General features: G+C 69.4%; 25 protein-coding genes and 1 tRNA gene. 17 read left to right on the top strand and 9 right to left on the bottom strand.

Annotated features, from left to right (window positions below; translation table 11 throughout):
• The first annotated feature begins 30 nt into the window (after positions 1-30).
• From AAFN86_RS02075 to AAFN86_RS02115, 9 genes are all read left to right on the top strand, one after another.
• On the top strand, positions 31-372 hold the full coding sequence (locus tag AAFN86_RS02075) for a hypothetical protein (RefSeq protein WP_347541545.1): 342 nt from the start codon (positions 31-33) through the stop codon (positions 370-372).
• 73 nt (positions 373-445) lie between these two features.
• Complete coding sequence (locus AAFN86_RS02080) at positions 446-1,414, top strand: D-2-hydroxyacid dehydrogenase (RefSeq protein ID WP_347541546.1); 969 nt, start codon at positions 446-448, stop codon at positions 1,412-1,414.
• 78 nt (positions 1,415-1,492) lie between these two features.
• Positions 1,493-1,831: a metalloregulator ArsR/SmtB family transcription factor gene (locus tag AAFN86_RS02085; RefSeq protein ID WP_347541547.1), complete on the top strand. Its 339-nt coding sequence runs from the start codon at positions 1,493-1,495 to the stop codon at positions 1,829-1,831.
• The gene (gene arsC / locus AAFN86_RS02090) at positions 1,828-2,265 is read left to right on the top strand and encodes an arsenate reductase (glutaredoxin) (protein ID WP_347541548.1); all 438 of its coding nucleotides are present in this window, start codon (positions 1,828-1,830) and stop codon (positions 2,263-2,265) included. The genes AAFN86_RS02085 and arsC overlap by 4 nt, the downstream gene beginning before the upstream one ends.
• On the top strand, positions 2,262-3,314 hold the full coding sequence (gene arsB / locus AAFN86_RS02095) for an ACR3 family arsenite efflux transporter (protein WP_347541549.1): 1,053 nt from the start codon (positions 2,262-2,264) through the stop codon (positions 3,312-3,314). Before arsC ends, arsB begins: the two co-directional genes overlap by 4 nt.
• 56 nt (positions 3,315-3,370) lie before the next feature.
• Entirely contained in the window at positions 3,371-4,759 is a 1,389-nt protein-coding gene (locus AAFN86_RS02100; RefSeq protein WP_347541550.1) for a M20 family metallopeptidase, read from the top strand.
• 116 nt (positions 4,760-4,875) lie between these two features.
• The gene (locus AAFN86_RS02105) at positions 4,876-5,496 is read left to right on the top strand and encodes an EF-hand domain-containing protein (protein ID WP_347541551.1); all 621 of its coding nucleotides are present in this window, start codon (positions 4,876-4,878) and stop codon (positions 5,494-5,496) included.
• Between the two features lie 138 nt (positions 5,497-5,634).
• The gene (locus AAFN86_RS02110) at positions 5,635-6,801 is read left to right on the top strand and encodes an acyl-CoA dehydrogenase family protein (RefSeq protein WP_347541552.1); all 1,167 of its coding nucleotides are present in this window, start codon (positions 5,635-5,637) and stop codon (positions 6,799-6,801) included.
• A gap of 314 nt (positions 6,802-7,115) precedes the next feature.
• Complete coding sequence (locus AAFN86_RS02115) at positions 7,116-7,610, top strand: PEP-CTERM sorting domain-containing protein (RefSeq protein WP_347541553.1); 495 nt, start codon at positions 7,116-7,118, stop codon at positions 7,608-7,610.
• Between the two features lie 306 nt (positions 7,611-7,916).
• Here AAFN86_RS02115 and AAFN86_RS02120 read toward each other — a convergent pair.
• Positions 7,917-7,991: transfer RNA gene (locus AAFN86_RS02120), tRNA-Val, on the bottom strand.
• 93 nt (positions 7,992-8,084) lie between these two features.
• Here AAFN86_RS02120 and AAFN86_RS02125 point away from each other — a divergent pair.
• The gene (locus tag AAFN86_RS02125; protein WP_347541855.1) at positions 8,085-8,864 is read left to right on the top strand and encodes a DUF3108 domain-containing protein; all 780 of its coding nucleotides are present in this window, start codon (positions 8,085-8,087) and stop codon (positions 8,862-8,864) included.
• Here AAFN86_RS02125 and AAFN86_RS02130 read toward each other — a convergent pair.
• Positions 8,853-9,500: an HAD-IA family hydrolase gene (locus AAFN86_RS02130; protein WP_347541554.1), complete on the bottom strand. Its 648-nt coding sequence runs from the start codon at positions 9,498-9,500 to the stop codon at positions 8,853-8,855. The two genes, AAFN86_RS02125 and AAFN86_RS02130, sit on opposite strands and share 12 nt — an antisense overlap.
• A 125-nt stretch (positions 9,501-9,625) precedes the next feature.
• On the opposite strand from AAFN86_RS02130, the gene glmU reads away from it, so the two are divergent.
• From glmU to AAFN86_RS02145, 3 genes are read left to right on the top strand one after another with little or no spacing between them, the layout of a single operon-like run.
• Complete coding sequence (gene glmU / locus AAFN86_RS02135) at positions 9,626-10,930, top strand: bifunctional UDP-N-acetylglucosamine diphosphorylase/glucosamine-1-phosphate N-acetyltransferase GlmU (protein WP_347541555.1); 1,305 nt, start codon at positions 9,626-9,628, stop codon at positions 10,928-10,930.
• A 7-nt stretch (positions 10,931-10,937) separates the two neighbouring features.
• Positions 10,938-12,761, top strand: coding sequence for a glutamine--fructose-6-phosphate transaminase (isomerizing) (gene glmS / locus AAFN86_RS02140; RefSeq protein WP_347541556.1), 1,824 nt, complete (start codon positions 10,938-10,940; stop codon positions 12,759-12,761).
• Between the two features lie 4 nt (positions 12,762-12,765).
• Positions 12,766-13,080, top strand: coding sequence for a hypothetical protein (locus tag AAFN86_RS02145; protein WP_347541557.1), 315 nt, complete (start codon positions 12,766-12,768; stop codon positions 13,078-13,080).
• A gap of 53 nt (positions 13,081-13,133) precedes the next feature.
• Here the strand turns inward: AAFN86_RS02145 and AAFN86_RS02150 are convergent, their stop codons facing one another.
• The 3 genes from AAFN86_RS02150 to fahA are packed head-to-tail and all read right to left on the bottom strand — an operon-like array spanning position 13,134 to position 16,175.
• On the bottom strand, positions 13,134-14,078 hold the full coding sequence (locus AAFN86_RS02150; protein WP_347541558.1) for a tripartite tricarboxylate transporter substrate binding protein: 945 nt from the start codon (positions 14,076-14,078) through the stop codon (positions 13,134-13,136).
• A gap of 5 nt (positions 14,079-14,083) precedes the next feature.
• Positions 14,084-14,872 carry a cyclase family protein gene (locus AAFN86_RS02155; protein ID WP_347541559.1) on the bottom strand — a complete coding sequence of 263 codons (789 nt, stop codon included), beginning with the start codon at positions 14,870-14,872 and terminating at the stop codon, positions 14,084-14,086.
• A gap of 25 nt (positions 14,873-14,897) precedes the next feature.
• Positions 14,898-16,175 (bottom strand): fumarylacetoacetase, encoded by a 1,278-nt coding sequence (gene fahA / locus AAFN86_RS02160; protein ID WP_347541560.1) that lies wholly within the window; start codon positions 16,173-16,175, stop codon positions 14,898-14,900.
• A 77-nt stretch (positions 16,176-16,252) separates the two neighbouring features.
• On the opposite strand from fahA, the gene AAFN86_RS02165 reads away from it, so the two are divergent.
• Genes AAFN86_RS02165 through AAFN86_RS02180 form a run of 4 tightly spaced genes read left to right on the top strand, consistent with a single transcriptional unit; the run spans position 16,253 to position 19,290 of the window.
• Complete coding sequence (locus AAFN86_RS02165; RefSeq protein ID WP_347541561.1) at positions 16,253-16,924, top strand: GntR family transcriptional regulator; 672 nt, start codon at positions 16,253-16,255, stop codon at positions 16,922-16,924.
• A 52-nt stretch (positions 16,925-16,976) separates the two neighbouring features.
• Positions 16,977-18,455 carry an NAD-dependent succinate-semialdehyde dehydrogenase gene (locus tag AAFN86_RS02170; protein WP_347541562.1) on the top strand — a complete coding sequence of 493 codons (1,479 nt, stop codon included), beginning with the start codon at positions 16,977-16,979 and terminating at the stop codon, positions 18,453-18,455.
• Positions 18,452-18,907 (top strand): MaoC family dehydratase, encoded by a 456-nt coding sequence (locus AAFN86_RS02175; protein WP_347541563.1) that lies wholly within the window; start codon positions 18,452-18,454, stop codon positions 18,905-18,907. Before AAFN86_RS02170 ends, AAFN86_RS02175 begins: the two co-directional genes overlap by 4 nt.
• A complete protein-coding gene (locus tag AAFN86_RS02180) occupies positions 18,904-19,290 on the top strand; it encodes a VOC family protein (protein WP_347541564.1) in 387 nt (128 codons plus the stop codon). The genes AAFN86_RS02175 and AAFN86_RS02180 overlap by 4 nt, the downstream gene beginning before the upstream one ends.
• Before the next feature lie 294 nt (positions 19,291-19,584).
• On the opposite strand, the gene AAFN86_RS02185 is transcribed toward AAFN86_RS02180, so the two are convergent.
• From AAFN86_RS02185 to AAFN86_RS02200, 4 genes are all read right to left on the bottom strand, one after another.
• Complete coding sequence (locus AAFN86_RS02185; RefSeq protein WP_347541565.1) at positions 19,585-20,268, bottom strand: DUF599 domain-containing protein; 684 nt, start codon at positions 20,266-20,268, stop codon at positions 19,585-19,587.
• Positions 20,265-20,762: a hypothetical protein gene (locus tag AAFN86_RS02190; RefSeq protein WP_347541566.1), complete on the bottom strand. Its 498-nt coding sequence runs from the start codon at positions 20,760-20,762 to the stop codon at positions 20,265-20,267. Before AAFN86_RS02190 ends, AAFN86_RS02185 begins: the two co-directional genes overlap by 4 nt.
• Positions 20,743-21,846, bottom strand: coding sequence for an FAD-dependent oxidoreductase (locus tag AAFN86_RS02195; protein ID WP_347541567.1), 1,104 nt, complete (start codon positions 21,844-21,846; stop codon positions 20,743-20,745). Before AAFN86_RS02195 ends, AAFN86_RS02190 begins: the two co-directional genes overlap by 20 nt.
• Positions 21,847-22,459: 613 nt before the next feature.
• Positions 22,460-23,674, bottom strand: a complete 1,215-nt coding sequence (locus tag AAFN86_RS02200) for an NADP-dependent isocitrate dehydrogenase (RefSeq protein ID WP_347541568.1) — start codon at positions 23,672-23,674, stop codon at positions 22,460-22,462.
• Positions 23,675-24,018 lie beyond the last annotated feature (344 nt).

Raw genomic sequence — 24,018 nt, forward strand, 5'->3', positions numbered from 1 at the left:
GCGCGAAAGATCGGCGGTAAGAATTCTACCATGAGTAGAATATTCGCGCTCGCCACCCTGCTGCCCATCCTCGCCGGCCCGGCCGCGGCGCAGACGCGCAGCGTGGTGGTGCCGCCGGATAGCACGGTGGTCATAGCCCCGCGCGGGGAACCCGCGCCGCGCCCGCGCCTTGCACCGGCCCCGCGACCGCAACAGCAGCGCATGGTGATGGTCGCCCCTGGCGGGGATACCCTGTCCGGCCCCACCGCCCTGGCGGCGGCCGGCATGGCGGCTGCCGCGGTGGCCGCCATTCTTTTCGCAGGCGGCGCGAGCGGTGGCAGTAGCGGCGGCGGTTCGGCCACCGGCAGCGCGAGCGGCACCGTCCGCCGCTAGCGCCCCGGCCCCCTTGCGCGGCGGCGGGGGCAAGGCCAGGGTCGCGCCCGTTCTGAACCGGGAGAGCCCTTCGATGCTGCCGCCGAGCGATCAATTGACCGTCTGCTTCGCCCATGTCGCCTATCGCTTCGGGGATCGCTTCCTGCCGCGCAACACGGGCATCCGCTTCATCGAGGCGCGGTCGCGCGAGGAACTCGACGCCAACCTGGCGCAGGCCGACGTGCTGGTGTGCTCGGGCATGTGGCGCAACGACATTCCGCAGATCGCCCCGAAGCTGCGCTTCATCCAGTCCTGCTCCGCCGGCACCGACCAGTATGACCGGGACGTGCTGAAGAAGGCCGGCATCCGGCTGGCGAGCGGGCAGGGCATCAACGCCAATGCGGTGTCCGACCATGCCATCGCGCTGATGCTCGCCTTGCTGCGCCGCATCCCCGAAGCCCGCGACAACCAGGCCAAGCGCATTTGGCGCGGCATGCAGGGGGATTTCGCCAAGCGCGAGGACGAGGCATTCGGCAAGACCGCTGTCGTGGTGGGCCTGGGCCGCATCGGCGGACGCATCGCGCGGCTGTGCAAGGCCTTCGGGATGAATGTCGTGGGCGTGCGGCAGAACGTCGCCGGCGGGGCGGAGGGCGCGGATGAGGTGCATTCCTTTCGCGACCTGGTCTCGGTCCTGCCGCGTGCGGATTTCCTGATCCTGGCGTGCCCGCTGACGGATGACACGCGCGGGCTGGTGGGTGCGGCGGCGCTCGCCGCATTGAAGCCGACGGCGCAGATCATCAACGTCGCGCGCGGGCGGGTGATCGACGAGCCGGCGCTGATCGCCACGCTCCAGGCGGGGAAAATCGTCGGCGCGGCGCTGGACGTGACGGCGGATGAACCGCTGCCGGCCGACAGCCCGCTCTGGGCCATGCCGAATGTGCTGGTCACGCCGCATACCGGCGGCGAGACGCATATGTACGAGGACAATGTCCTCGACTTCATGGTGGAGAACATCGCCCGGCTGCAGCGGGGCGAGGCCGCGCTGGTCAACCAGATCGTGTGATCGGCGGCCGCGCCTCCGGTCCCCCGGGCCGGAGGCGCGGACTTGACCGCCGCTTATCATGTCGATAAGTCGGGACATATGGACGCTAATGCGGCTACGGAATGCTTCGCCGCCCTGTCGCAGGACACGCGCCTCGCGGTCTTCCGCTTGCTGGTGGCCGCCGAGGGCAGCATCCCGGCCGGCGAGATCGCCGAGCGGCTCGGCGTGCCGCACAACACCATGAGTACCCATCTGGCCATCCTGGCGCGCGCCGGGTTGATCGGCGCGCAGCGGGAAGGGCGGCTGGTGCGCTACGGCGCGGACCATGACGGCATCCGTGCCCTGATCGGCTTCATACTCCAGGATTGCTGCCAGGGCAGGCCGGAACTCTGCGCGCCGCCCGCGGCCTGCTGCGCCACCGGGAAGGACCCCGCATGACCGAGGTGACGATCTACCACAACCCGGCCTGCGGCACGTCGCGCAACGTGCTCGGCCTGATCCGCAACAGCGGGGTCGAGCCGCGCATCATCGAATATCTCCGCACCCCGCCCACGCGCGACGAACTGGCCGCGCTGATCGCCCGCATGGGTGTGCCGGTGCGCGCGGTGCTGCGGGAAAAGGGCACGCCCTATGCCGAACTCGGCCTGGGCGACCCCGGCCAGTCCGACGATGCGCTGCTGGATGCGATGATGGCGCACCCGATCCTGATCAACCGGCCGATCGTGGTCACGCCGCTTGGCGTGCGGCTGTGCCGCCCGTCCGAGATGGTGCTGGACATCCTGCCCGACCCGCCGCGCGGCGCCTTCGCCAAGGAGGATGGCGCGCCGGTGCTGGATGCGGCCGGGCGGCGTGCGGATGGGGCATCCTCGTGAGCCAGGCGCCCGCACTCGGCCTGTTCGAACGCTACCTGACGCTGTGGGTGGCGCTGTGCATCCTGGTGGGAGTCGGGGCGGGGCAGGCGGCACCGGGGCTGTTTCACGCCATCGGCGCGGCGACGCTCGCCGAGGTGAACCTGCCGGTCGCGATGCTGGTCTGGCTGATGATCGTGCCGATGCTGCTGCGCATCGATCTCGGCGCGCTGGGGCAGGTGCGGGACCATTGGCGCGGCATCGCCGCGACCGTCGCGGTGAACTGGCTGGTGAAGCCCTTCTCGATGGCGCTGCTGGGCTGGCTGTTCATCGGCGTGCTGTTCCGCGCGCTGCTGCCGGCCGACCAGATCGATTCCTACATGGCGGGGCTGATCCTGCTCGCCGCCGCACCCTGCACGGCGATGGTCTTCGTCTGGTCGAACCTGGTCGATGGGGAGCCGCATTTCACGCTGAGCCAGGTGGCGTTGAACGACATCATCATGGTGGTCGCCTTCGCGCCGATCGTGGGGCTGCTGCTGGGCCTGTCCGCGATCGTGGTGCCGTGGGAGACGCTGCTGCTCTCGGTCGTGCTCTACATCGTCGTGCCGGTGGCGGTGGCGCAACTCTGGCGGCGGGCCTTGCTGGCACGCGGCGGGGAAGAGGCCCTGCGGCGTGCGCTCGGCGCACTCGGGCCCTTATCGCTGGGCGCGCTGCTGCTGACGCTCGTCATCCTGTTCGGGCTGCAGGGGGAACAGATCATCCGCCAGCCACTGGTCATCGCCCTGCTGGCCGTGCCGATCCTCATCCAGGTCTATCTGAATGCGGGGCTGGCCTATTGGCTCAACCGGAAGCTCGGCGTCGCCTGGTGCGTGGCCGGGCCTTCCGCGCTGATCGGGGCGTCGAATTTCTTCGAACTGGCCGTCGCCACGGCCATCGCGCTGTTCGGCTTCCAGTCGGGGGCGGCGCTTGCCACCGTGGTCGGCGTGCTGATCGAAGTGCCGGTGATGCTGAGCGTGGTGCACATCGTCCAGCGCAGCCGCGGCTGGTACGAACGGAGCCTGCCGGCGGGCTAGGCACCGGGGCCGGGCGGGTCTACCGAAGGGCCGAGACGTCCCGGCAGGAGTGACCCATGCCCACCCGCGAAGGCGCGCTGTCCCGCGCCGCATCCTTCTTCGACGATGGCGGCTTCAAGTCGCTGCTGTCCGACCTCGTCGCCATCCCCTCCACTGCGCAGGAGGAAGGCCGCGAGGCCGATCTCGACCGGTATCTGAACGGCGCGATCCGGCCGTGGCTCGAAGGGCTCGGCTTCACCGTGCAGGTGCGGCCCAATCCGCGCGCGGGCTTCGGCCCGATCCTGACCGGCATCCGCATCGAGGATCCGTCGCGTCCCACGGTCCTGCTCTACGGCCACGGCGACACCGTGCGCGGGCTTGAGGACCAGTGGCGCGCCGGCCTCGAACCCTGGAAGCTGATCGAGGAAGGCGACCGCTGGTACGGCCGCGGCACCGCCGACAACAAGGGCCAGCACGCGCTGAACATCGCCGCGCTTGAAGCGGTCATCAAGGAACGCGGCGGCAAGCTCGGCTTCAACGTGAAGGTCGTGCTGGAGATGGCGGAGGAGCGCGGCTCCACCGGCCTGCGCGAATTCATCGCGGCGCATGCCGAGGAACTCGCCGCCGATGTGCTGATCGCCTCCGACGGCCCGCGCGTCGAACCCGAGATCCCGACCATCGCCACCGGCACGCGCGGCACCTTCCATTTCGACCTGGTGCTGAAGCTGCGCCCGGGTGGCGTGCATTCCGGCCATTGGGGCGGGCTGACGCGCGACCCGGCGATCCTGCTCGCCCATGCGCTCACCACCATGATGGACCGCAACGGCAAGGTCCTGGTGCGCGGCATCCTGCCGAAAACCCTGTCGAACTCGGTGCGCGCGGTGCTCGATGGCTGCCCGGTGGGTGGCGGCGATGGCGCGGCGACGATCGACGCGGGCTGGGGCGAACCGGGCCTCACCTCCGCCGAGAAGATCTATGGCTGGAACAGCCTGATCGTGCTGGCGATGATCTCCGGCCGTCCCGAGAACCCGGTCAATGCCGTGGCACCCGACGCCCGCGCGCATATGCAGGTGCGCTACACGGTGGATTCCGACCCGGCGACCTTTGGCAAGGCGGTGCGCGACCATCTCGACGCGCATGGCTTCCAGGACATCGCGGTGGAGAATGCCGGGCTGCGCATGCCGGCGTCCCGCACCGATCCCGACCATCCCTGGGTGCGCTGGGCGCAGGCCTCGATGGCGAAATCGCTCGGCAAGAAGGTGCAGATCATCCCGAATTCCTCGGGCGGGCTGCCGGGGGATGTCTTCGTGGACCATCTGAATGTGCCGCTGGTGTGGGTCCCGCATTCCTACAATGGCTGCAAGCAGCATGGCCCGGACGAGCATTACCTGATCGCGCCCGCCCGCGAAGGCATCCTGGCCTTTGCTGGAATGTGGTGGGATCTGGGCGAGCCGGGCACACCCTGAACACCCCCGCGTTACCCTTCCTCACCCTGTCAAGCGGGTTTCGCAATGCCGCCGTTACACGAAGGGGCCAATTTCCTCACAGCGGCGTAAGGCCGCAGACAGAAGGGATTGAGACCATGCGAAAGACAACGGTTGCGGCGGTGAGTGCGATGCTTCTGGCCGGCAGCATGGGCCTCGCCTTGGCGCAGCCCGCGCCGGGCGGCCCGCCGCCGGGTGGCCCCGGCGGTCCCGGCTGGCAGGGCCATGGCCCGGGGCCGCATCACGGCCGCGGCGGCGCCGCCGGCTTCGCGATGGGCGAGGCCTTCGCCCGCGCCGACGCCAATAACGACGGCCGGGTGACGCGTGAGGAAGGGCAGGCCTGGTTGCAGGCGCGCTTCGTCGAGATCGACGCCAACAAGGATGGCGGCGTCACCATCGAGGAGTTCCGCGCCTATATGGAAGCGCAGCGCCCCGCCGGCCGCCGTGGCCCGCCCGAGGCGATGCGCGAGGGGATGCAGCAGCGCGGTGCGGCGATGTTCCGCTTCATCGACGCGAACCTCGACGGCAAGGTCACGCTGGATGAGCTTCGCCCGATGTTCGACGCAGCCTTCCGCGCGGCAGACGTGAACGGCGACGGTGCCCTGACGCGGGACGAGGTGATGATGCGCGGTCAGGGCGGTCCGGGTCGTCGCGGCGGTCCGCCCGCCGGCGCCCCGGCCGTACCGGCTGCCCCGGCGGCGCCCGCCACGCCACGCTGAGGCAGGGGCGGGGCAAGCCCACGCCCAGCCTTGAAGGACGGACGCCGCCGCATTCCCATGCGGCGGCGTTCGCGCATTGACCCCCTGCGCACCCCCGCGCAGTTTCCCGCCGACGTGACGGGATTGGGGGGAAGGCGGGTGCAGTTTTCGCTGACGGACGACCAGGAGGAATTGCGGGCACAGGTGCTGCGCCTCTGCGCGCGGTTTGACGACGCCTATTGGCTCGCCCGCGACCGCGACGGCGTCTTCCCGCATGATTTCCACGCCGCCATGGCCGAAGGTGGCTGGCTCGGCATCGCCATGCCCGAGCCATATGGCGGCGGTGGCCTCGGCATGATGGAAGCCACCATCATGATGCGCGCGGTGGCCGAAAGCGGCGCCTGCATGACCGGCGCCTCGGCCATCCACATGAACATCTTCGGGCTGAATCCGGTCGTCGTCTTCGGCACCGAGGCGCAGAAGCAGCGCTTCCTGCCGCCGCTGATCGCGGGGCGGGAGAAGGCATGCTTCGGTGTGACGGAGCCGAATGCGGGCCTCAACACGACCGAACTGAAGACTCGGGCGGAGAAGCGCGGCGACCGCTATGTCGTGAACGGCCAGAAGATCTGGATCTCCACCGCGCAGGTGGCCGACCGCATCCTGCTGCTGGCGCGCACCACGCCGCTCGACCAGGTGAAGCGCAAGACCGATGGGCTGACGTTGTTCTACACCGCGCTGGACCGGTCGAAGGTGGAAGTCCGGCTGATCGAGAAGATGGGCCGCCACGCCGTCGATTCGAACATGCTGTTCTTCGATGGGCTGGAGATCCCGGAGGAGGACCGCATCGGCGCCGAAGGTGCCGGGTTCAGGCAGATCCTGCATGGGATGAACCCCGAGCGCATGCTGATCGCCGCCGAGGCGGTGGGCATCGGCCATGCGGCGTTGGGTCGCGCGGCCAACTACGCGAAGGAACGCGTGGTCTTCGGCCGCCCGATCGGCAAGAACCAGGCGATCCAGCATCCGCTGGCGCGCTGCTGGGCGAATCTGGAAGCGGCCTGGCTGATGACGATGAAGGCGGCCGCGCTGTACGACGCCGGGCGCGACTGCGGCGCAGAGGCCAATGCCGCCAAATACCTCGCCGCCGAGGCGGGCTTCACCGCCGCCGAGACGGCGGTGATGACCCATGGCGGGATGGGCTATGCCCAGGAATACCATGTCGAGCGGTATCTGCGCGAAAGCCTGATCCCCCGCATCGCGCCGGTCAGCCGGGAACTGATCCTGAGCCATTTGGCGGAACGGGTGCTGGGGCTGCCGAAATCGTACTGAGCACAGCGCCCATCCCGGCGCGGCGGACGGCCGCGTCCGGCGCGCGGATGCGCGACCGCGCCCACCGCCGGCGACCGCCGATGCGACTGCGCAGGACGCGACGCCTAGCCGCCGTCGCCAGTCCGATGCGTCGCCCACGAGGGTAACGGGGCTCAGGTTGATGGTGTCGGAATTCTTGACAGTGCCCATCTCAGCTTCAGAAAATATGGCTTATTATGCAATAAAATCAATGAATTGGCAGAATGGCATGTCACTTGCTCTACCCTAGGTAGAAGCGTGCACGGCGCGTGCTTCGAAACAGGAGATAGTCCCCGATGCTGAAGCGAATCGTTTTGGCGGGTCTGGCCGCACTGGCGATGGCAGTTGCGACGCCGGCCCGCGCTGCGCTCTACGATTTTACCTATACCCAGACGAGCGGTGCAGCGAACGACAACTACACAGGTACGCTCGACGTCAGCGGCGGCACCGTGACCAGCATCACCGGCACTTCGACGCTGTTCGGCAGCATCGTGGCGCTGCTCCCCGCCGGCGCCTGCTGCGCGCCGCCCAACAACGACAATCTGTTCTCGGCGACCGCGCCGTTCCTGACGATCGGCGGGATCGCGTTCTCGACGTCGAGCGGGCAGAACGTGAACCTCTGGTACGCCAGCGGCAACAACTACTACAACGCGGCTACCGGCCTTGGCGTCTACTTCAGCGGCGGCGCCTTTACGGCGACGGCTGTGCCGGAACCGGCGACCTTGGGCCTGTTCGGCATGGGCCTGATTGGCCTGGCGGCGTTGCGCCGCGCGCGTCGCCGCACCGCCTGACCTGACGGATCCGCTTCAGGGCGGATCCATTCGGCCTTGATCGGCGCGCTGCTCCCGGGGACAGCGCGCCGATTGCATCGCTCCGCGCCCGCCATGGGCTCGCGTTTCCCGCCGCCGGCCCTGGCGATGTCCTGGCGATGGTCCCTGCGCCGCGCAGCGGGCCATTCGATGCGTGCCAAGTCGGCGACACCGGGGCGCGATTTGTCGCGGGCGAAATCGGGGACGGGCTGGCGATCGCGGATGCGCGCGCCGCGGCTATCGAGCAGCCTGCGGATCGCGGAATGCCAGACAAACCTGGAATTTGAATGGTGGGCGCGACAGGGATTGAACCTGTGACCCTTCGCGTGTGAAGCGAATGCTCTACCGCTGAGCTACGCGCCCGACCTTGCGGGGAGGCGGACATAGAAGCGGGTGGGTGGGGGTGTCAAGCACCTGCCTCTTGCCCCGACGCCGGGATGGGCCATTCTGTTGTGGATGAATCTGCGCATCGCCGCCGCAGTGTTGGCCGCTGTCGCCCTCACGGGTGGCTATGGCCCTGTGTCTGCCACGCCGTTCGAGGCCAGCTACGCCGTCTCCCAATCCGGTCTGCCGGTGATGGACGTGCAACTGGCGATGCAGCTTACCGATGCCTCCTACCGCCTGGTCAGCATCTCGCGCGCCCGTGGACTCGCGCGGCTCTTCCTGCCGGCCGAACAGCGTGCCGAGGTACAGGGCGGCCTGGCGGGCCGTGAGGTCCGTCCCCTGCGCTACATGTCCGAAGGCAACTGGCGCAGCGGCACGCGGCGTACCGTGGTCGACTTCCTCGGCGGACAGCCGAGCCTGTCGCTGCAGGAACCGCCTGACCTCGACCGGTACCCGGTGCCGCCCGACCAGATGCGCGGCACCATCGACAGCCTCTCGGCCTTCGTGCGGCTGTCGCTGGATGCCGCCGCCACCGGGCGGTGCGACGTGACCGGCGCGGTCTTCGACGGGCGGCGCCGGCTGGAATGGTCCTCGCGCACGGTCGGGATGGTGCCCTCGCCGCTGCCCGGCGTCACGGCGCAGGCGCTGCGCTGCCGGCTCGAAAGCCGCCTGGTGGCGGGCTTCCGCCACAGCGACAACCCCGCCGAGGCCGGTCGCCCGCGCGAAGCCGATGCCTGGATCGCCGCCCCCGGCGCCGGGCTGCCGCTGATGCCGCTCAGAGTCGATTTCCCCTCCACCCTGTTCGGCGCCATGCGGCTCGAACTGGTGCGGGTGAACCGGTCAGGCGAGTAGCGCGTCCATCATGCCCGGCAGGTCGAGCGGCGTCGCGGCGACCGGCGCGCCATCGGCCATGGCCAGCGGCCCATAGCCCCAGCCGGCGAAGATGCAGGGCACGCCGGCCCGGGCCGCCGCCTGCACGTCGTTGCGATGGTCGCCAATCATCACCGCGCGGTCGGGGCCAACCCCGGCGGCGGCGAGCGTCGCCAGCAGATGTGCCGGGTCGGGCTTGCGCACGGGAAAGGAATCGCCCCCGCCCAGCGCCGCGAAGCGATGCGCCAGGCCAAGATCCTCCAGCAGCAGCCGTGCCGCCGCCTCGGGCTTGTTGGTGCAGACCGCCATGCGCCAGCCCTGGGCCTGGAGCGTGTCGAGCACGGCGGGAATGCCCTCGAAGGGCCGGGTCAGCACGGTGGCCTGCGCGGTGTAGTCCTCGACGAAATCGGCCAGCACCGCCTCGTCGAAGGGCCGGCCGCGCGCGGTCAGCGCCTTGGTCATCAGGGCGCGCACCCCGTCGCCGATCATGGCGATCACCTCGGCGCGGGTGAATCCGGTCAGGCCGAGCCCGGCCATGGACCGGTCCAGCGAGACGTGGATGTCGGCCGCGCTGTCCACCAGCGTGCCATCGAGGTCGAAAACGGCGATCCTGTTCATCCCATCCGGGTACGCAGGCGGGTCGCGGCCCGCAAGGGGGGGAAGCGGGCCCCGACACATGCGGCAAAGCAACTTGACCGCGACTGCGCTGGACGCGGCGCCGCGCGGCGCGTTACCGGAGGGGTATGTCAGCCGCTGCCATCATCCTCGCCGCGGGCCTGGGCACCCGCATGCGGTCCACCCGGCCCAAGGTCATGCACCCGCTCGCGGGACGACCGATGATTCGGCATCTGCTCGCCGCGTGCCAGCCGCGCTTCGGGCGCATCGTCGTCGTGGTCGGGCCGGACATGCCGGAACTGGAGGCGGCGGTGGCGCCGCATGACGTTGCGGTGCAGCGCGAAAGGCTGGGCACCGGCCATGCGGCCCTGCAGGCGATGTCGCAACTCGGCGGGCATGCGGGCGATGTCGCGGTGCTTTATGGCGACAACCCGCTGGTGACGGAGGCCACGCTCGGCCGCCTGCTGGCCGCCCGTGGGGAAGCGGATCTGGTGCTGCTGGCGATGCGCCCGGCCGATCCGGGGCGCTATGGCCGCGTCGTCACCGCGGCGGATGGCATGGTCGAACGCATCGTCGAATGGGCGGATGCGGATGACGGCGAACGCGCCATCGGCCTGTGCAATGCGGGCGTGGTCTGCGCGGCGTCGGCGGATCTGTTCCGCTGGCTCTCGGCGGTGACGAACGACAATGCCAAGGGCGAATACTACCTGACCGACGTGGTCGCGCTGGCGCGCGCCGAGGGGATGCGCGTGCGCGCCGTGGAAGCGCCCGAGACCGAGCTGCGCGGCATCAACAGCCGCGCCGAGCTCGCCGCCGCTGAGGCCGAGCTGCAATCCCGGCTGCGTCTCGCCGCGATGGACGCCGGGGTGACCATGACGGCGCCGGAGACGGTGTTCCTGTGCCACGACACGCGCCTTGGGCCCGATGTGGTGGTTGAACCTCATGTCGTCTTCGGCCCCGGCGTGACGGTCGAGGAGGGCGCGGTGATCCGTGCCTTCAGCCATCTGGAAGGCTGCGCGGTGAAGCGCGAGGCCATCATCGGCCCCTATGCGCGGCTGCGCCCCGGCACGGTGGTCGAAGCGCGCGCCCATGTCGGCAACTTCGTGGAACTCAAGGCGACGACGCTGGGCGAGGGGGCGAAGGCCAATCACCTGGCGTATCTGGGCGATGCGAGCATCGGCGCGGGGGCGAATATCGGCGCGGGGACCATCACCTGCAATTATGACGGCGTGCACAAGCATCGCACGGATATCGGCGGGGGCGCCTTCATCGGCAGCAACACCGCGCTGGTGGCACCGGTGAAGGTCGGCGCTCGGGCGCTGGTGGGGGCGGGCAGCGTCATCACCAGGGACGTGCCGGACGATGCGCTGGCGATCGCGCGCGGCCAGCAATCGGTGAAGCCGGGCCGGGGCTTCAAGGGCAAGAAGGGGTAGCGGGACCATGTGCGGAATTGTCGGCGTCGTCGGGCGCGAAGCGGCCGCGCCGCGCATCCTGGAGGCGCTGCGCCGGCTGGAGTATCGCGGCTACGACAGCGCGGGCATCGCCACGCTGGTCAACGGCTACATCGACCGCCGGCGGGCGGAAGGCAAGCTCTCCAACCTCGCGGCCGTGCTGGACAGCGCCCCGCTGCCCGGCACCACCGGCATCGGCCACACCCGCTGGGCGACGCATGGCGCGCCGACCGAACGCAACGCCCATCCGCATGGCACGCTGCGGGTGTCCGTCGTGCACAACGGCATCATCGAGAACCACGCCGACCTGCGCGCCGAACTCGAAGCCAAGGGCCAGGTCTTCGAGACCGAGACCGATACCGAGACCTTCGCCCGCCTGGTGGACCAGAACATCGTCGAGGGCCTTACCCCCGAACAGGCTGCCAGTGCCGCGCTGCGGCGCGCCCACGGCGCCTATGCGCTGGCGATGATCTTCGCCGGCCATCCACGCAAGCTGATCTGCGCGCGCCAGGGCGCGCCGCTCGCCGTCGGCTACGGCGAGGGCGAGATGTTCGTCGGTTCCGATGCGCTGGCGCTCGCACCGCTGACGCGCCGCATCGCCTATCTCGACGAAGGCGATTGGGCGGTGGTGGACGACGCCGGCGCCCGCTTCTTCGACATCCATGACGCGCCGGTGGAACGCGAGGTCCGTCTCACCGCCGTCTCGGGTGCGGCGACCGGCAAGGGCAACTACCGCCACTTCATGGAGAAGGAACTGCACGAACACCCGGTCGTGCTCGGCGACACGCTGACGCAGTATCTGGACCCGATGACGCGCAGCGTGACGCTGCCGCCGCTGCCCTTCGACCCCGCCGTCGTGCCGCGCATGACTATCACCGCCTGCGGGTCGGCCTTCCTGGCCGGGCAGGTCGGGCGGTACTGGATCGAACAGCTTGCACGCATTCCGGTCGATGCCGATGTCGCCAGCGAATTCCGCTATCGCGAGCCGCCGCTGCCCGAAGGAGGTGCGGCCCTGCTGGTCAGCCAGTCCGGCGAGACGGCCGACACCATGGCCGCGCTGCACCTGCTGAAGCGGCACGGCCAGAAGGTCGTCGCCGTGGTGAATGTGCCGGAAAGCAGCATGGCGCGTGAAGCCGATGGCGCCGTGCTGACGGTCGCCGGGCCGGAGATCGGCGTCGCCTCGACCAAGGCCTTCACCGCGCAGCTCGCCGTGCTGGCGTGCCTGGCGATCGGCTTCGGCCGCGCGCGCGGCACCATCACCACCGAGGCCGAGGCGGAACTGACTGCGGCCCTGCTGGAGGTGCCCGGCATGGCCGCGCAGGTGCTGGAGAAGGACGAGGAAATCCGCGCCATGGCCGTCGAGGTCGCCCGCGCGCGCGACGTGCTGTTCCTCGGCCGCGGCACGCTGTTCCCGATCGCCATGGAAGGCGCGCTGAAGCTCAAGGAGATCAGCTACATCCACGCCGAAGGCTATGCGGCCGGGGAGATGAAGCACGGCCCGATCGCGCTGATCGATTCCGCCGTGCCGGTGATCTCGCTGTGCCCGTCAGGCCCGATGTTCGAGAAGACGGCGTCGAACCTGCAGGAAGCCGCGGCGCGCGGCGGGCGCATCATGGCCTTCACCGATGACCTCGGCGCATCGCGGCTGCGCGCCTTCGCCGACCGCGTGGTGGTGCTGCCGCGGGTGGGGGCCTTCGCGGCGCCGATCCTGCATGCCATTCCGGTGCAGTTGCTCGCCTATCACGTCGCGGTGCTGAAGGGCACGGATGTGGACCAGCCCCGCAACCTCGCGAAAAGCGTGACGGTGGAGTGAGGCGATGGAAGTCCATGTGGCGCCGGGGCAGGCGGCAAGGCTCACGGAGGTCGAGGATCTGCGTCGCTTCAGCGTGATCGTCGCCGCTGCGCCGGATGCGCTGCCGGCCCTGGCCGAGGCGCTGCGGGGCGTAATCGACTTCCAGGGCGCGGAGCATGCGTGGGTGTCGGTGGACTGGCTGATCGAGGCATCGGGCCGGTCCGGTTCCGCAACCTGGCGGAAGGATTTTGCGGCGATGACCGCCTATGCCGAGTCCAAGGGCTGGACACGGGCGGAGCCGGCGGCGCTGCGCGGGCATGTTGTTTGGCAGGGCGGCTGAGCATCAGGGTTGCGGTGGCGGATGGAGAGGGGCGCTGCCCCTCTCCGGTCCGCTCACTCCGGCTGCACGCCCAGTTCCCGCAGGATGCGCCCATAGGCCTCGTATTCGCTGTGCACCATGGCGGTGAAATCGGCGCGCGACATGAAGTTCACCGGCACGCGGCGTGCGGCGGCGATGCGGCGGAAGGCTTCGTCCTCGGTCCCCGTGCGGCAGGCTTCCTCCAGCTTCGCCATCACCGGTTCGGGCGTCCCGCGCGGGGCGTAGATCCCGACCTGGCTTAGCTGCTGCGCGTCGATGCCCTGTTCGCGCGCGGTCGGCACCTGGGGGTAGTCGGGGTGGCGACGGGCGGAGAACACGGCGATCAGCCGCAGCCGATCGCCATCGATCAGGCCGCTGGCGGACGCCACCACCGCGGCGGAGAAATCCAGCCGCCCGGCCAGCACCTCATTCAGATGCGGCGGGTCGCCACGAAAGGGAATGTGGCTGAATTCCACGCCCGTCGCGCGCGTGACGCGCACCATCGCGAGTTGCGGCAGGGAATTCGGCCCCGGGCTGCCGAAGGTGAGCGTGCGCTGCCGCCCGGCGGCGACCAGCCCGGGCAGGTCGCGGATGTCGCTGTCGGCGCGCACCACCACGCCGATGACGTTCTCATTGGTGCCGCAGACCGGGGCGAAACTGTCCGGCCCGATGCCGAGGTTGCGCACCATGTGCGGCTGCACGACCACCGGCGTGACCGGCGTCAGGCCCAGCGTGTGCCCATCGGGCGTCGATTGCGCGACGAAGCGCATGCCGACGACGCCCGACGCGCCATCGCGGTTCACCAGGACGACGGGCTGGCCCATCAGGCGCGTGAAATGCTCGCCGATCGCGCGGCCATAGGCATCGGATGCGCTGCCGGGCGCGTAGGGCAGCACGATGGTGATGGGACGGTCGGGAAAGGTCTGTGCTGCCGCCCCGACGGGGGCCAGCAGCGCGATGGCAAGCATCAGGCGGCGCATCGCCCTCACTCCTCGATGATCGCGACGGCGCGCGTCCAGCCGGCCGAGGCGCGATGCACCTTCACCGGGAAGCAGGCGACCATGAAGCCGTCCGACGGCAGGGTCTCCAGCTTCGACAGTTTCTCGATGTGGCAATAGCCGATCTCGCGTCCGGCGCGATGGCCTTCCCAGATCAGCCCGGCATCGCCGGTCGCCTGCACCTTCTTCTTCGTCAGCGAGAAGGGCGCATCCCAGGACCAGCCATCGGTCCCCGTCACCCGCACGCCCTGTTCCAGCAGCCAAAGTGTGGCCGCCTTGCCCATGCCGCAGCCGGAGTGGATGTAGTCGTCCTCACCATACCGCGCGCCGGCGGCGGTGTTGACCACGACGATCTCCAGCGGCTTCAGCGTGTGGCCGATACGCTTGAGCTCCGCCTGCACGTCGGCGGGTGTCGCGACATAGCCGTGTTCGAAGTGCCGGAAGTCGAGCTTCACCGCGGGCTGGAAGCACCAGTCGAGCGGGATCTCGTCGATCCGCCAGGACGGTTCGCCGCCGGGGACGGTGCGTTCGTTCATACGGGGGAAGAAGTGGTAGGGCGCGTCGAGATGCGTGCCGTTGTGGGTGCTGAGCTTCACCTTCTCGACGGCTGCGTAGTTGCCTTCCGGCAGTTCATCCTCGCGGATGCCGAATTCCTGCGCCATGCCCGGCGCGGTCATCTTGTGGTCGAGGTAGTCGATCTCCGGCAGCGAACGCGGCGGGTCGGAGGCAATGCCGGATTTCAGCGCGACCGAGATGTCGATGATGCGACGGGCCATGGGGCGTTTCCTTGCGTTTCTTGATTCAGGCGGGCCAGGCGATGGCGGGGGTCAGCACGCCGCGGCATTCGCCGAAGCCGATCGACACGGCACCAGGGGCTTCGGCGCGGCCGCGGAAGATGATCTCGTCGCCATCCTGGATCCATTTCCGCGTCTCGCCACTCGGCAGCGTGACGAGGCCGGTCAGGCCGATCTCGGCGAGGCAGGCGCGCGCCGTTTCCTCCGGCCCCGATACCGTGCCGCTGCCGAGCACATCGCCGGCGAGCAGGTTGCAGCCATTGGTGGCGTGGTGCGCGACCATCGTCGCCGCGGTCCAGTACATGCCGGCGAACTGTGTATCGGTCAGGATGAAGGGCTCGGCGCCCTCGGCGCGCATGCGCGGCGTGAGGATCGCCGCGGTCATGCGCACCGACAATGCGCCATTGGACCGGTTCCACGGGCTGTCGAGATAGGGCAGGGCAGGCGGGTCCTGCACGGGTGCGGGGACCTCGAAGGGGGCGAGCGCCTCCGCCGTGACGATCCAGGCCGAGACGGAGGTGGACACCGACTTGCCGAGGAACGGGCCGAGCGGCGGCATTTCCCACCGCTGCACGTCGCGCACCGACCAGTCATTGAGCAGGCCGTAGCCGAAGATGCGATCGGGCGCGCGCGACATCGGCACCGGCTCGCCGATCGCGTTGTCGCCGGCGATCCAGACGGCCATTTCGAGTTCGTAGTCCATTGCCTCGGTCGGGCCGAAAGCCATTGACCCGTCCTGGCGCTGCCACTGGCCGTGCGGGCGGGTGATCGCCTCACCCGACACGCGCAGCGATGAAGCGCGCGAGTGATAGGCCACGGGCAAGTGCCGGAAGGCCGGCGGCAGCGGGTTCTTCGGGTCGCGCCGCACGCCGAGCCGCGCGCAATGGTCGTAGGACGCCATGAAGTCGGAGAAGTTCCGCACCGTCGTCGGCAGGTGCATCCGTGCCCTGGACATTGGCACCAGCACATCCGGCCGTGGCGTCGCACCTTCGGACAGCAGCGCCGAGACCTCCGCGCGCAGCGTCGCCGACGCCATGCGCCCCTGCGCCATCAGCCCGGCCAGCGAGGTCTCCTTCACGACCGGGTTCATCACCAGGTCGGCATCGACCGCGGCCCGCAGGTCGAGGATCTGGTCCCCGATCGCCACGCCGCAGCGCGGCCCGGCAAGCCCGGCGCTGAACACCCCGAGCGGCAGGTTCTGGATGGGGAAATCCGCCCCCGGCGCATTGGCGCTGGCGACCCAGCTGCGGCGCGCGGGGTCATGAGTGGCATCACGCTGGGCCATGGACGCTCCGTTTGCTCCCGAATGGGCGGGATCATGCCGTTGTTGATCGATATGGCAAGATAAAATATATTTTCGATATGAACATATCCGCCGCCACCGCCACGGAAGCCGCGACGGCACGTCTGCGGGAGGAGATCGTCGCCGGCGCCCTGCCGCCCGAGGCTCGGTTGCGGCTCCGCGACCTTGTTCCCCGCTACGGCTTCGGCGCGACGCCGCTGCGCGAGGCGTTGTCCCGCCTCGCCGCCGAGGGTTTCGTCACCTTTGAGGGTCAGAAAGGCTTCTCGGTGCCGCCGGTGACGCGGGTGCACCTGCTCGACATCACCCGGTCGCGGCAGTTCGTGGAACCGGAGGCGCTGCGCCAGGCGATGGCCGAGGGCGGCGCGGCCTGGGAGGATGAGATCGTCGCCAGCCTGTCCCTGCTGAAGCGCGAGACCGAGCGACACCGCGCCGAGGATGATTGGCTTGATGTCTATGAGGCCAAGCACCACCGCTTCCACCGGGCGCTGATCGCCGCCTGTCCGCTGGCCTCGCTGCGCGGCTTCTGCGACGAGCTCTATATGCAGACCACGCGGTATCGCCGGCTGATGAAATCCGTCACGCCCGACTGGCCGCGCATGGCTGCGGCGCATGAGGCGCTGGCCGAGCGGGTGTTGGCGCGTGATCCCGCCGCACTTCGGGCGCTGCGTGACCATATCGGTACCACCGCGACCCGCGTGCTGGAGATGCTGGGCCAAGACCCGCCATCCTGACATCGGCGCCCCGCGGGCCTATCTTCCGCCCAGTCCCGGAGGAGAAGCCGCCATGCTCGATGCCATCGCCAAGGTTCCGCTGAAGGATCCCGACCTCTTCCGCCAGGCCAACTACATCGCCGGGCAATGGGTGCAGGCCGACAGCGGCAAGACCATCGCCGTGCGCAACCCCGCCAGCGGCGAGGTGATCGGCTCCGTCCCCGCCCTCGGCCGCGCTGAGACCCGCCGCGCAATCGAAGCCGCGAACGCCGCCTGGCCGGCCTGGCGGGCGATGCTGGCGAAGGATCGCGCGGTCATCCTGCACAAGCTCGCCGCGCTGATGCATGCGAATGCGGACGACCTCGCCGCCATCATGACGGCCGAACAGGGCAAGCCGCTGGCCGAGGCCAAGGGCGAGGTGGTCTATGCCGCGTCCTTCATCGAGTGGTTCGCCGACGAAGGCCGCCGCGTCTATGGCGAGACCATCCCGCAAAACGCCAAGGGCCGGCGCATCATCGTGACGAAGGAGCCGATCGGCGTCTTCGCGGCGATCACGCCGTGGAACTTCCCCGCCGCGATGATCACCCGCAAGGCCGGTCCCGGCTGGGCCGCGGGCTGCACCGGTGTGATCCGCCCCGCGTCGCAGACGCCGTTCTCCGCACTCGCCATCGCCGTGCTGGCGGAGCGCGCGGGCATGCCCTCGGGCGTGTGCAACGTCATCACCGGCCCGTCGGGTGAGACGGGCAAGGAACTCACCGCCAACCCGATCATCCGCAAGCTGTCCTTCACCGGATCCACCGAGGTCGGCCGCGTGCTGCTCGCGCAATGCGCCGAGACCATCAAGAAGACCTCGATGGAACTGGGCGGCAACGCGCCCTTCATCGTGTTCGACGATGCCGACCTCGACCAGGCAGTGCTGGGCGCGATGGCGTCGAAGTATCGCAATACCGGGCAGACCTGCGTCTGCGCCAACCGCATCCTCGTGCAGGATGGCGTCTATGACGCCTTCGCCGCCAAGCTGAAGACGGCGGTGGAAGGGCTGAAGGTCGGCCCCGGCATGGAACCCGGCGTGACCCAGGGACCGTTGATCAACGCCGATGCGGTCGCGAAGGTCGAGGAGCACATCGCCGATGCGCTCGCCCTTGGTGCGACGATCGTGACCGGCGGCCACCGCCATGCCCGCGGCGGCAATTTCTTCGAGCCGACCGTGCTCGCCAACGTGCCGCGCGGTGCGAAGATCTTCGGCGAGGAGACCTTCGGCCCCGTCGCCCCGCTGTTCCGCTTCAAGACGGAAGAAGAAGCGATCGCGCTTGCCAACGACACCGAGTTCGGTCTCGCCTCCTACTTCTACGCCCGCGATGTCGGCCGCATCTTCCGCGTCGCGGAAGCCCTGGAATACGGTATCATCGGCATCAACGAGGGCATCATCTCGACCGCCGAGGTGCCCTTCGGCGGCTTCAAGCAGTCGGGCCTCGGCCGCGAGGGCAGCCATATGGGCATCGAGGAATACCTGGAGGTGAAGTACCTCGCGATCGGCGGCATCGGGACGTGAGCGAGCCGATCTATCTCGATGACCTGACCGTGGGCCGACGCTTCACCGCCGGCCCGGTGACCGTCACCGAGGCCGAGATCATCGCCTTCGCCAGCCGCTACGACCCGCAACCCTTCCACACCGACCCCGAGGCAGCGGCGAAGCATCCGCTGTTCCAGGGCCTGGCGGCAAGTGGCTGGCATACCGCGGCGCTGACCATGCCGATGGTGGTCCAGGCGGCAGGCAACATCGCCGGCGGCATCATTGGCGGCGGTGGCGAACTGCAATGGCCCCGCCCGACGCGCCCCGGCGACACGCTGACGCTTGAGATCGAGGTATTGGAGGTTACGCCCTCCCGATCTCGCCCCGATCGCGGATCGGCGCTGATGCGCAACCGTACGCTCAACCAGCATGGCGAGGAGGTGCAGGTCTTCACCGTACGCATCGTCGTCCCACGGAAGCCCGCGCCATGAAGCTCGGCTACGTCATCCACTACGTGCCCGATGTGGCGGCGACCGTGGCTTTCTATGAGGCGGCCTTCGGCCTCTCACCGCGCTTCGTCCATGACAGCGGCACCTATGCGGAGATGGAAACAGGCGCCACGGCCCTGGCCTTCGCATCCGAGGCGATGATCGACGAGCAGGGCGCGAGTTTCCGCCGCACCCGTCCCGGCGACACGCCGCCAGGCATGGAGATCGCCCTGGTCACCGAGGACGTCCGCGCTGCCTTTGCGCGGGCCGTCGCGGCCGGTGCGGTGCCGCTGATGCCGCCGAAGCAGAAGCCCTGGGGCCAGACGGTCGGCTATGTCCGCGACCTCAACGGCGCCCTGGTCGAACTTTGCACCCCGATGGGCTGACCTGTGGCGCTGGGCGCAAGACGAGGATTCCAGGGCCTGTCGGGCTTTTGGTGATGCAGGGTTTGGAGGAAGCGAAGGTTGGAGGGGCGCTGCCCCTCCAAGCCACCCCGCCAGGGACCAGCGGGTCCCTGGACCGCGGGATTTTGGGCGATTGGCCTCGGCGGTCGCCGATACCCCGAGCGGCCGACCTGCGGGCCCGCCTCATCCGGCGCCAAGTCGAGGTGTCCAGAGGCCCTTAGGCCTTTGGTGGGGAGAGGTCCGGAGAGGGGCAAAGCCCCTCTCTGCCCCCCCGTATCACCGCACTTCCCGCGTCGCCAGCGCATCCCGCGCCGCCGAGCGGAACTCCCGCCGATGCAACTCCCGCAGCACGAACAGGCTTGCGCCCACCAGCGCCAGCGGATGGATGATCCAGGCCAGTGCCGCGAGCCCGAAGTAATACGCCCGCAGCCCGGTGTTGAAATGTCGTGCGGCGCGGTTGGCGAGTTTCGCCGCTGCCTCGGCATGGTGGACCGCCGTGGCGTCCAGCGGCATCCCCATCACCAGGGTCGATGTGTAGTTGAACTGGCGCAGCGCCCAGGTGAATTCGAAGAAGGTCTTCACGAATATCAGCAGTAGCAGGCCGATCTTCACCTCCCACATCATCTCGTCCGGCACCGATGTCCAGGGCAGGATCGCGACGACGCGCCGCGCCGGGTCGGGGGCCGCCAGCATCGCGACCAGGCCGCCGAGCACCAGGATCGACGTGGTGGCGAGGAAGGAGGTCGAGGACATCAGGTTGCCGATCGCCGAGATGTCGGCGATGCGGTTCTCCCGGCCCAGCGCCGCGCGCATCCAGCGTTCGCGATGCACGTCCATCGCGGCGATGACGCTGCGGGCGCGGATGGAGGGCACGCGGTCGACCACGGAGGCATAGCCGATCCAGGCGCAGGCGAAGATCGCGACGGCGATCCAATCGAGAAGCGTGAGGGGCAGGTTCATGGAACACCAGTCTGGGCGGAGGGGGCGGGTGCGAGCGGCTCGGGCTCGCAGACGTCGGCAAGCGATTGCCGTGCCGCCGGCGTCGCGCCAGTGAAACGGTAGGATGCGCGGTCCCAGGCGAAGGGCAGGGTGACGGTGCGGCAAACGTCCCGCCCGGTTTCGCAATAGTTGGCCCGTAACCGCAAGGTGTTACCGCTCCGGCTGAACTGTAGCTGGCTATCATGGATGCCCTGGAACAGCGTCTGCGCCTGCGGGCGACCGGCGGGTGCGTTCCAGCGCAGCTCGACGGTGCTCATGGATCGCCCATGGTCGGCCGCCACGCTGCCGATGCGCCAGCGCAGCGGGCCGGATGGCACGCCTTGCAGCGTGCCTTGCCGGATCGTCACCTGGTTGTCCTCCCAGTCGAAGCAATCCGCCCGTGCCGCGCCGGTCAGGGCGAGCAGCATCAGCACCGCCGCTGCGCCGCGTGCCGCGTCAGCGCCGCAGCGGGTCATAGGGCGCCAGGTCGAGCGGCGGCGCCTCACCCAGCGCGAGCCGCGCCGCGATGGCGCCGGCGAAGGGCGATATGGTCAGCCCGCTCGGCCCGAGCCCATTGGCGAGGACCAGACCCGGCAGACCCGGCACGGTGCCGAGCAGCGGGCGCCCATCCGGCGACATCGGCCGGAATCCTATGCGTGTCTCGATATGCGTTGCCACCGCAAGGCCGGGCGCCGCGGACAACGCCGTTGCCAGCACTTCCGCGAGCCCCGCGGCGGTGACGCGCAGGTCGAAGCCCGACCCGGTTTCCCGCGTGGCGCCGACCACGACGCGGCCGCCCTCGAAGGTCAGCAGGTAGTGCGAGGTCATCGGATAAAGCACGGGCCAGGCCGCGGTGTCCGTGCCTTCTAGTCGCAGATGCAGGATCTGCCCCCGCTGCGGCTCGACCGCCAGGCGCAGCCCAACCGGCGCGAGGACGTCCGGCGCCCAGGCGCCAGCCGCGAGGATCACCGCATCGGCCTCGATCGCCGCGCCGTCCAACCGCGCACCACGCAGCCGGTCACCCTCCATCATCAATTCGGCGAGCCCCTGGCGCAGCGTGCCGCCGCGGCGCGCGATGGCGCGATGCAGCGCGGCGCAGAGCCGCCGCCCATCCACCCGCGCCCCGCCTTCGACATGCAGCGCGGCGCGCGGCGCCATGGCCGGGAACAGGCGCTGCGCCTCGGCCGCCGTCAGGCGGGTGATGGCGCCGGCCATCGGCGATGCGGTGGCGCGGCGGCGCACCAGCGGTTCGATCGTGTCGAGAAGGGCAGGGTCTTCCGGCGCGCTCAAGGTGCCGACGCGGGCGTAGCCGAGATCGGTCTCGCCATCCTCGGCCAGCGCTGCGATGAGGTCGGGGTAGGCGGTCGCTCCGCCATGCAGCATCGCATAGAGGGCCTCGCCCTCATATCGGGTGGTCCAGGGGCAGACGATGCCGGCCCCCGCCTGCGTCGCCCGGCCGTCATGCGCGCGATCGAGGAGGGTGACCTCCGCCTTGGCGCGCAACAGGGAATAGGCCGCGACGGCGCCCAGAATGCCGCCGCCGATCACCACCACTCGCATTGGTGCCCCCATCGCTGTCGCGGCAATTGAGCGCCGAACGCCGCCGCAAGGGAAGGTTCCGAAAACGACGCGGCCCGCGTCCCCGAGGGGATGCGGGCCGTGTCACCAATCACAGGACCTCGAATCGCGGCCCTGCCGCGATCCGCGAGCGCACGGCGCGACCGCGCCCAGACCACCAGCCGCCGCCAGAACGCCAGCCCGTGGCGCGAAGGCAAGCCGCGCGGATGCGCGGCGCCCGCCGTTTCGGAGATGCAGGCCTTGTCACCAATCACAGGACTTCGAATCGCGGCCCTGCCGCGATCCGCGATCCGCGAGCGCACGGCGCGACCGCGCCCAGACCACCAGCCGCCGCCAGGACGCCAGCCCATGGCGCGAAGGCAAGCCGCGCGGATGCGCGGCGCCCGCCGTTTCGGAGATGCAGGCCGCGTCACCAATCACAAGACTTCGGATCGCTGCCCTGCCGCGATCCGCGAGCGCACGGCGCGACCGCGCCCAGACCAACAGCCGTCGCCAGAACACCAGCCCATGGCGCGAAGGCAAGCCGGCCGGATGGCCGGCGCCGGCCGTTTGAGGGACCAAAAAACCAAGGGCGGCCCGAAGGCCGCCCTTGCGATCAGGCCATCGCCTTCTTCAGGTTCTCGTCGATCTTGGCGAGGAACGCCTGGGTGTTCAGCCAGGGCTGGTCCTTGCCGATCAGGATGGCGAGGTCCTTGGTCATGAAGCCGGCTTCCACCGTATCGACGCAGACCTTCTCCAGCGCATTCGCGAAGTCCGTCACGTCCTGCGTGCCGTCGAACTTGCCGCGATAGGCAAGGCCACGGGTCCAGGCGAAGATCGACGCGATCGGGTTGGTCGAGGTCTCGCGGCCCTTCTGGTGCTCGCGGTAGTGGCGCGTGACGGTGCCGTGCGCGGCTTCGGATTCCACCGTGTTGCCGTCCGGGGAGAGCAGCACCGAGGTCATCAGGCCGAGCGAGCCGAAGCCCTGCGCCACGATGTCGGACTGCACGTCACCGTCGTAGTTCTTGCAGGCCCAGATGTAGCCGCCTTCCCACTTCAGGGCCGAGGCGACCATGTCGTCGATCAGGCGGTCTTCGTAGGTCAGGCCGCGCTTCTCGTATTCCGCCTTGAACTCGGCGTCGTAGATGGCGCGGAAGATGTCCTTGAACTGGCCATCATAGGCCTTGAGGATCGTGTTCTTGTGGCTGAAGTACACCGAGTAGTTGCGCGCCAGGCCGTAGTTGAAGGACGCGCGGGCGAAGCCCTCGATCGACTTGTTCAGGTTGTGGATCATCATCGCCACGCCGCCCGAGGCCGGCATGACGAATTCGCCGATCTCCTGCGGGGCGCCGCCTTCGGGGGTGAAGGTCATCTTCACCGTGCCGGCGCCCGGCACCTTCATCTCGACCGAGCGGTAGATGTCGCCATAGGCGTGGCGGCCGACGACGATCGGCTTCGACCAGTGCGGCACCAGGCGGGGCACGTTCTGGCAGATGATCGGCTCGCGGAAGATGGTGCCGTCGAGGATGTTGCGGATCGTGCCGTTCGGGCTGCGCCACATCTTCTTCAGGCCGAATTCGGCGACGCGCGCCTCATCGGGGGTGATGGTCGCGCACTTCACGCCGACGCCGTACTGCTTGGTCGCGTTGGCCGCGTCCACGGTCACCTGGTCGTCGGTCTGGTCGCGATACTCGATGCCGAGGTCGTAGTACTTCAGGTCGATGTCGAGATACGGGAGGATCAGCTTGTCCTTGATGAACCCCCAGATGATGCGGGTCATCTCGTCCCCGTCCATCTCGACGACGGGGGTCTTCACCTTGATCTTGGCCATGAACTGTCCTCTGCGCGCGTGCGGATGCGGGCACGCCCGGGCAGGGCGGCCGATGCGGGCGGAAATTGCACGGCCCGGGCCGGTGCGGCAAGCCCGGGGGGCACGGGAGCGGGAGGCGCGGGCGGCGATCCCCGGCGGATCGGCCCGCTGCCCGCCCGTCCGTGCACCACCCGTCCCACAGCCGGATCGCGGTCAGGCCGCGATCCCGGAGCACGAAGCGCAACCGCGCCCGGACAGGCTGCTGTCCCCGGCAGAACAGCACAGGGCGCGACGGCAAGGGGCGCGAATGCGGCCCGCCCGCCGCCCGAGGGGCTGGAGCATGCTGCGTTCGCATGCGCTGACGC

The organism is Roseomonas sp. CAU 1739 (assembly GCF_039839775.1).
Classification (GTDB): Bacteria; Pseudomonadota; Alphaproteobacteria; order Acetobacterales; family Acetobacteraceae; genus Neoroseomonas.

Excerpts from the sequence above, each read along its gene's own strand:
- AAFN86_RS02165 (WP_347541561.1), top strand. The coding sequence starts at position 16,253 with ATGAACATATCCGCCGCCACCGCCACGGAAGCCGCGACGGCACGTCTG.
- AAFN86_RS02085 (WP_347541547.1), top strand. The coding sequence starts at position 1,493 with ATGGACGCTAATGCGGCTACGGAATGCTTCGCCGCCCTGTCGCAGGAC.
- AAFN86_RS02180 (WP_347541564.1), top strand. The coding sequence starts at position 18,904 with ATGAAGCTCGGCTACGTCATCCACTACGTGCCCGATGTGGCGGCGACC.
- AAFN86_RS02190 (WP_347541566.1), bottom strand. The coding sequence starts at position 20,762 with ATGACCCGCTGCGGCGCTGACGCGGCACGCGGCGCAGCGGCGGTGCTG.
- AAFN86_RS02200 (WP_347541568.1), bottom strand. The coding sequence starts at position 23,674 with ATGGCCAAGATCAAGGTGAAGACCCCCGTCGTCGAGATGGACGGGGAC.
- glmU (WP_347541555.1), top strand. The coding sequence starts at position 9,626 with ATGTCAGCCGCTGCCATCATCCTCGCCGCGGGCCTGGGCACCCGCATG.
- AAFN86_RS02145 (WP_347541557.1), top strand. The coding sequence starts at position 12,766 with ATGGAAGTCCATGTGGCGCCGGGGCAGGCGGCAAGGCTCACGGAGGTC.
- arsC (WP_347541548.1), top strand. The coding sequence starts at position 1,828 with ATGACCGAGGTGACGATCTACCACAACCCGGCCTGCGGCACGTCGCGC.
- AAFN86_RS02080 (WP_347541546.1), top strand. The coding sequence starts at position 446 with ATGCTGCCGCCGAGCGATCAATTGACCGTCTGCTTCGCCCATGTCGCC.
- AAFN86_RS02150 (WP_347541558.1), bottom strand. The coding sequence starts at position 14,078 with ATGCGCCGCCTGATGCTTGCCATCGCGCTGCTGGCCCCCGTCGGGGCG.
- AAFN86_RS02155 (WP_347541559.1), bottom strand. The coding sequence starts at position 14,872 with ATGGCCCGTCGCATCATCGACATCTCGGTCGCGCTGAAATCCGGCATT.
- AAFN86_RS02130 (WP_347541554.1), bottom strand. The coding sequence starts at position 9,500 with ATGAACAGGATCGCCGTTTTCGACCTCGATGGCACGCTGGTGGACAGC.
- AAFN86_RS02170 (WP_347541562.1), top strand. The coding sequence starts at position 16,977 with ATGCTCGATGCCATCGCCAAGGTTCCGCTGAAGGATCCCGACCTCTTC.
- AAFN86_RS02185 (WP_347541565.1), bottom strand. The coding sequence starts at position 20,268 with ATGAACCTGCCCCTCACGCTTCTCGATTGGATCGCCGTCGCGATCTTC.
- AAFN86_RS02125 (WP_347541855.1), top strand. The coding sequence starts at position 8,085 with ATGAATCTGCGCATCGCCGCCGCAGTGTTGGCCGCTGTCGCCCTCACG.
- AAFN86_RS02075 (WP_347541545.1), top strand. The coding sequence starts at position 31 with ATGAGTAGAATATTCGCGCTCGCCACCCTGCTGCCCATCCTCGCCGGC.
- AAFN86_RS02195 (WP_347541567.1), bottom strand. The coding sequence starts at position 21,846 with ATGCGAGTGGTGGTGATCGGCGGCGGCATTCTGGGCGCCGTCGCGGCC.
- AAFN86_RS02100 (WP_347541550.1), top strand. The coding sequence starts at position 3,371 with ATGCCCACCCGCGAAGGCGCGCTGTCCCGCGCCGCATCCTTCTTCGAC.
- AAFN86_RS02105 (WP_347541551.1), top strand. The coding sequence starts at position 4,876 with ATGCGAAAGACAACGGTTGCGGCGGTGAGTGCGATGCTTCTGGCCGGC.
- glmS (WP_347541556.1), top strand. The coding sequence starts at position 10,938 with ATGTGCGGAATTGTCGGCGTCGTCGGGCGCGAAGCGGCCGCGCCGCGC.
- fahA (WP_347541560.1), bottom strand. The coding sequence starts at position 16,175 with ATGGCCCAGCGTGATGCCACTCATGACCCCGCGCGCCGCAGCTGGGTC.
- AAFN86_RS02115 (WP_347541553.1), top strand. The coding sequence starts at position 7,116 with ATGCTGAAGCGAATCGTTTTGGCGGGTCTGGCCGCACTGGCGATGGCA.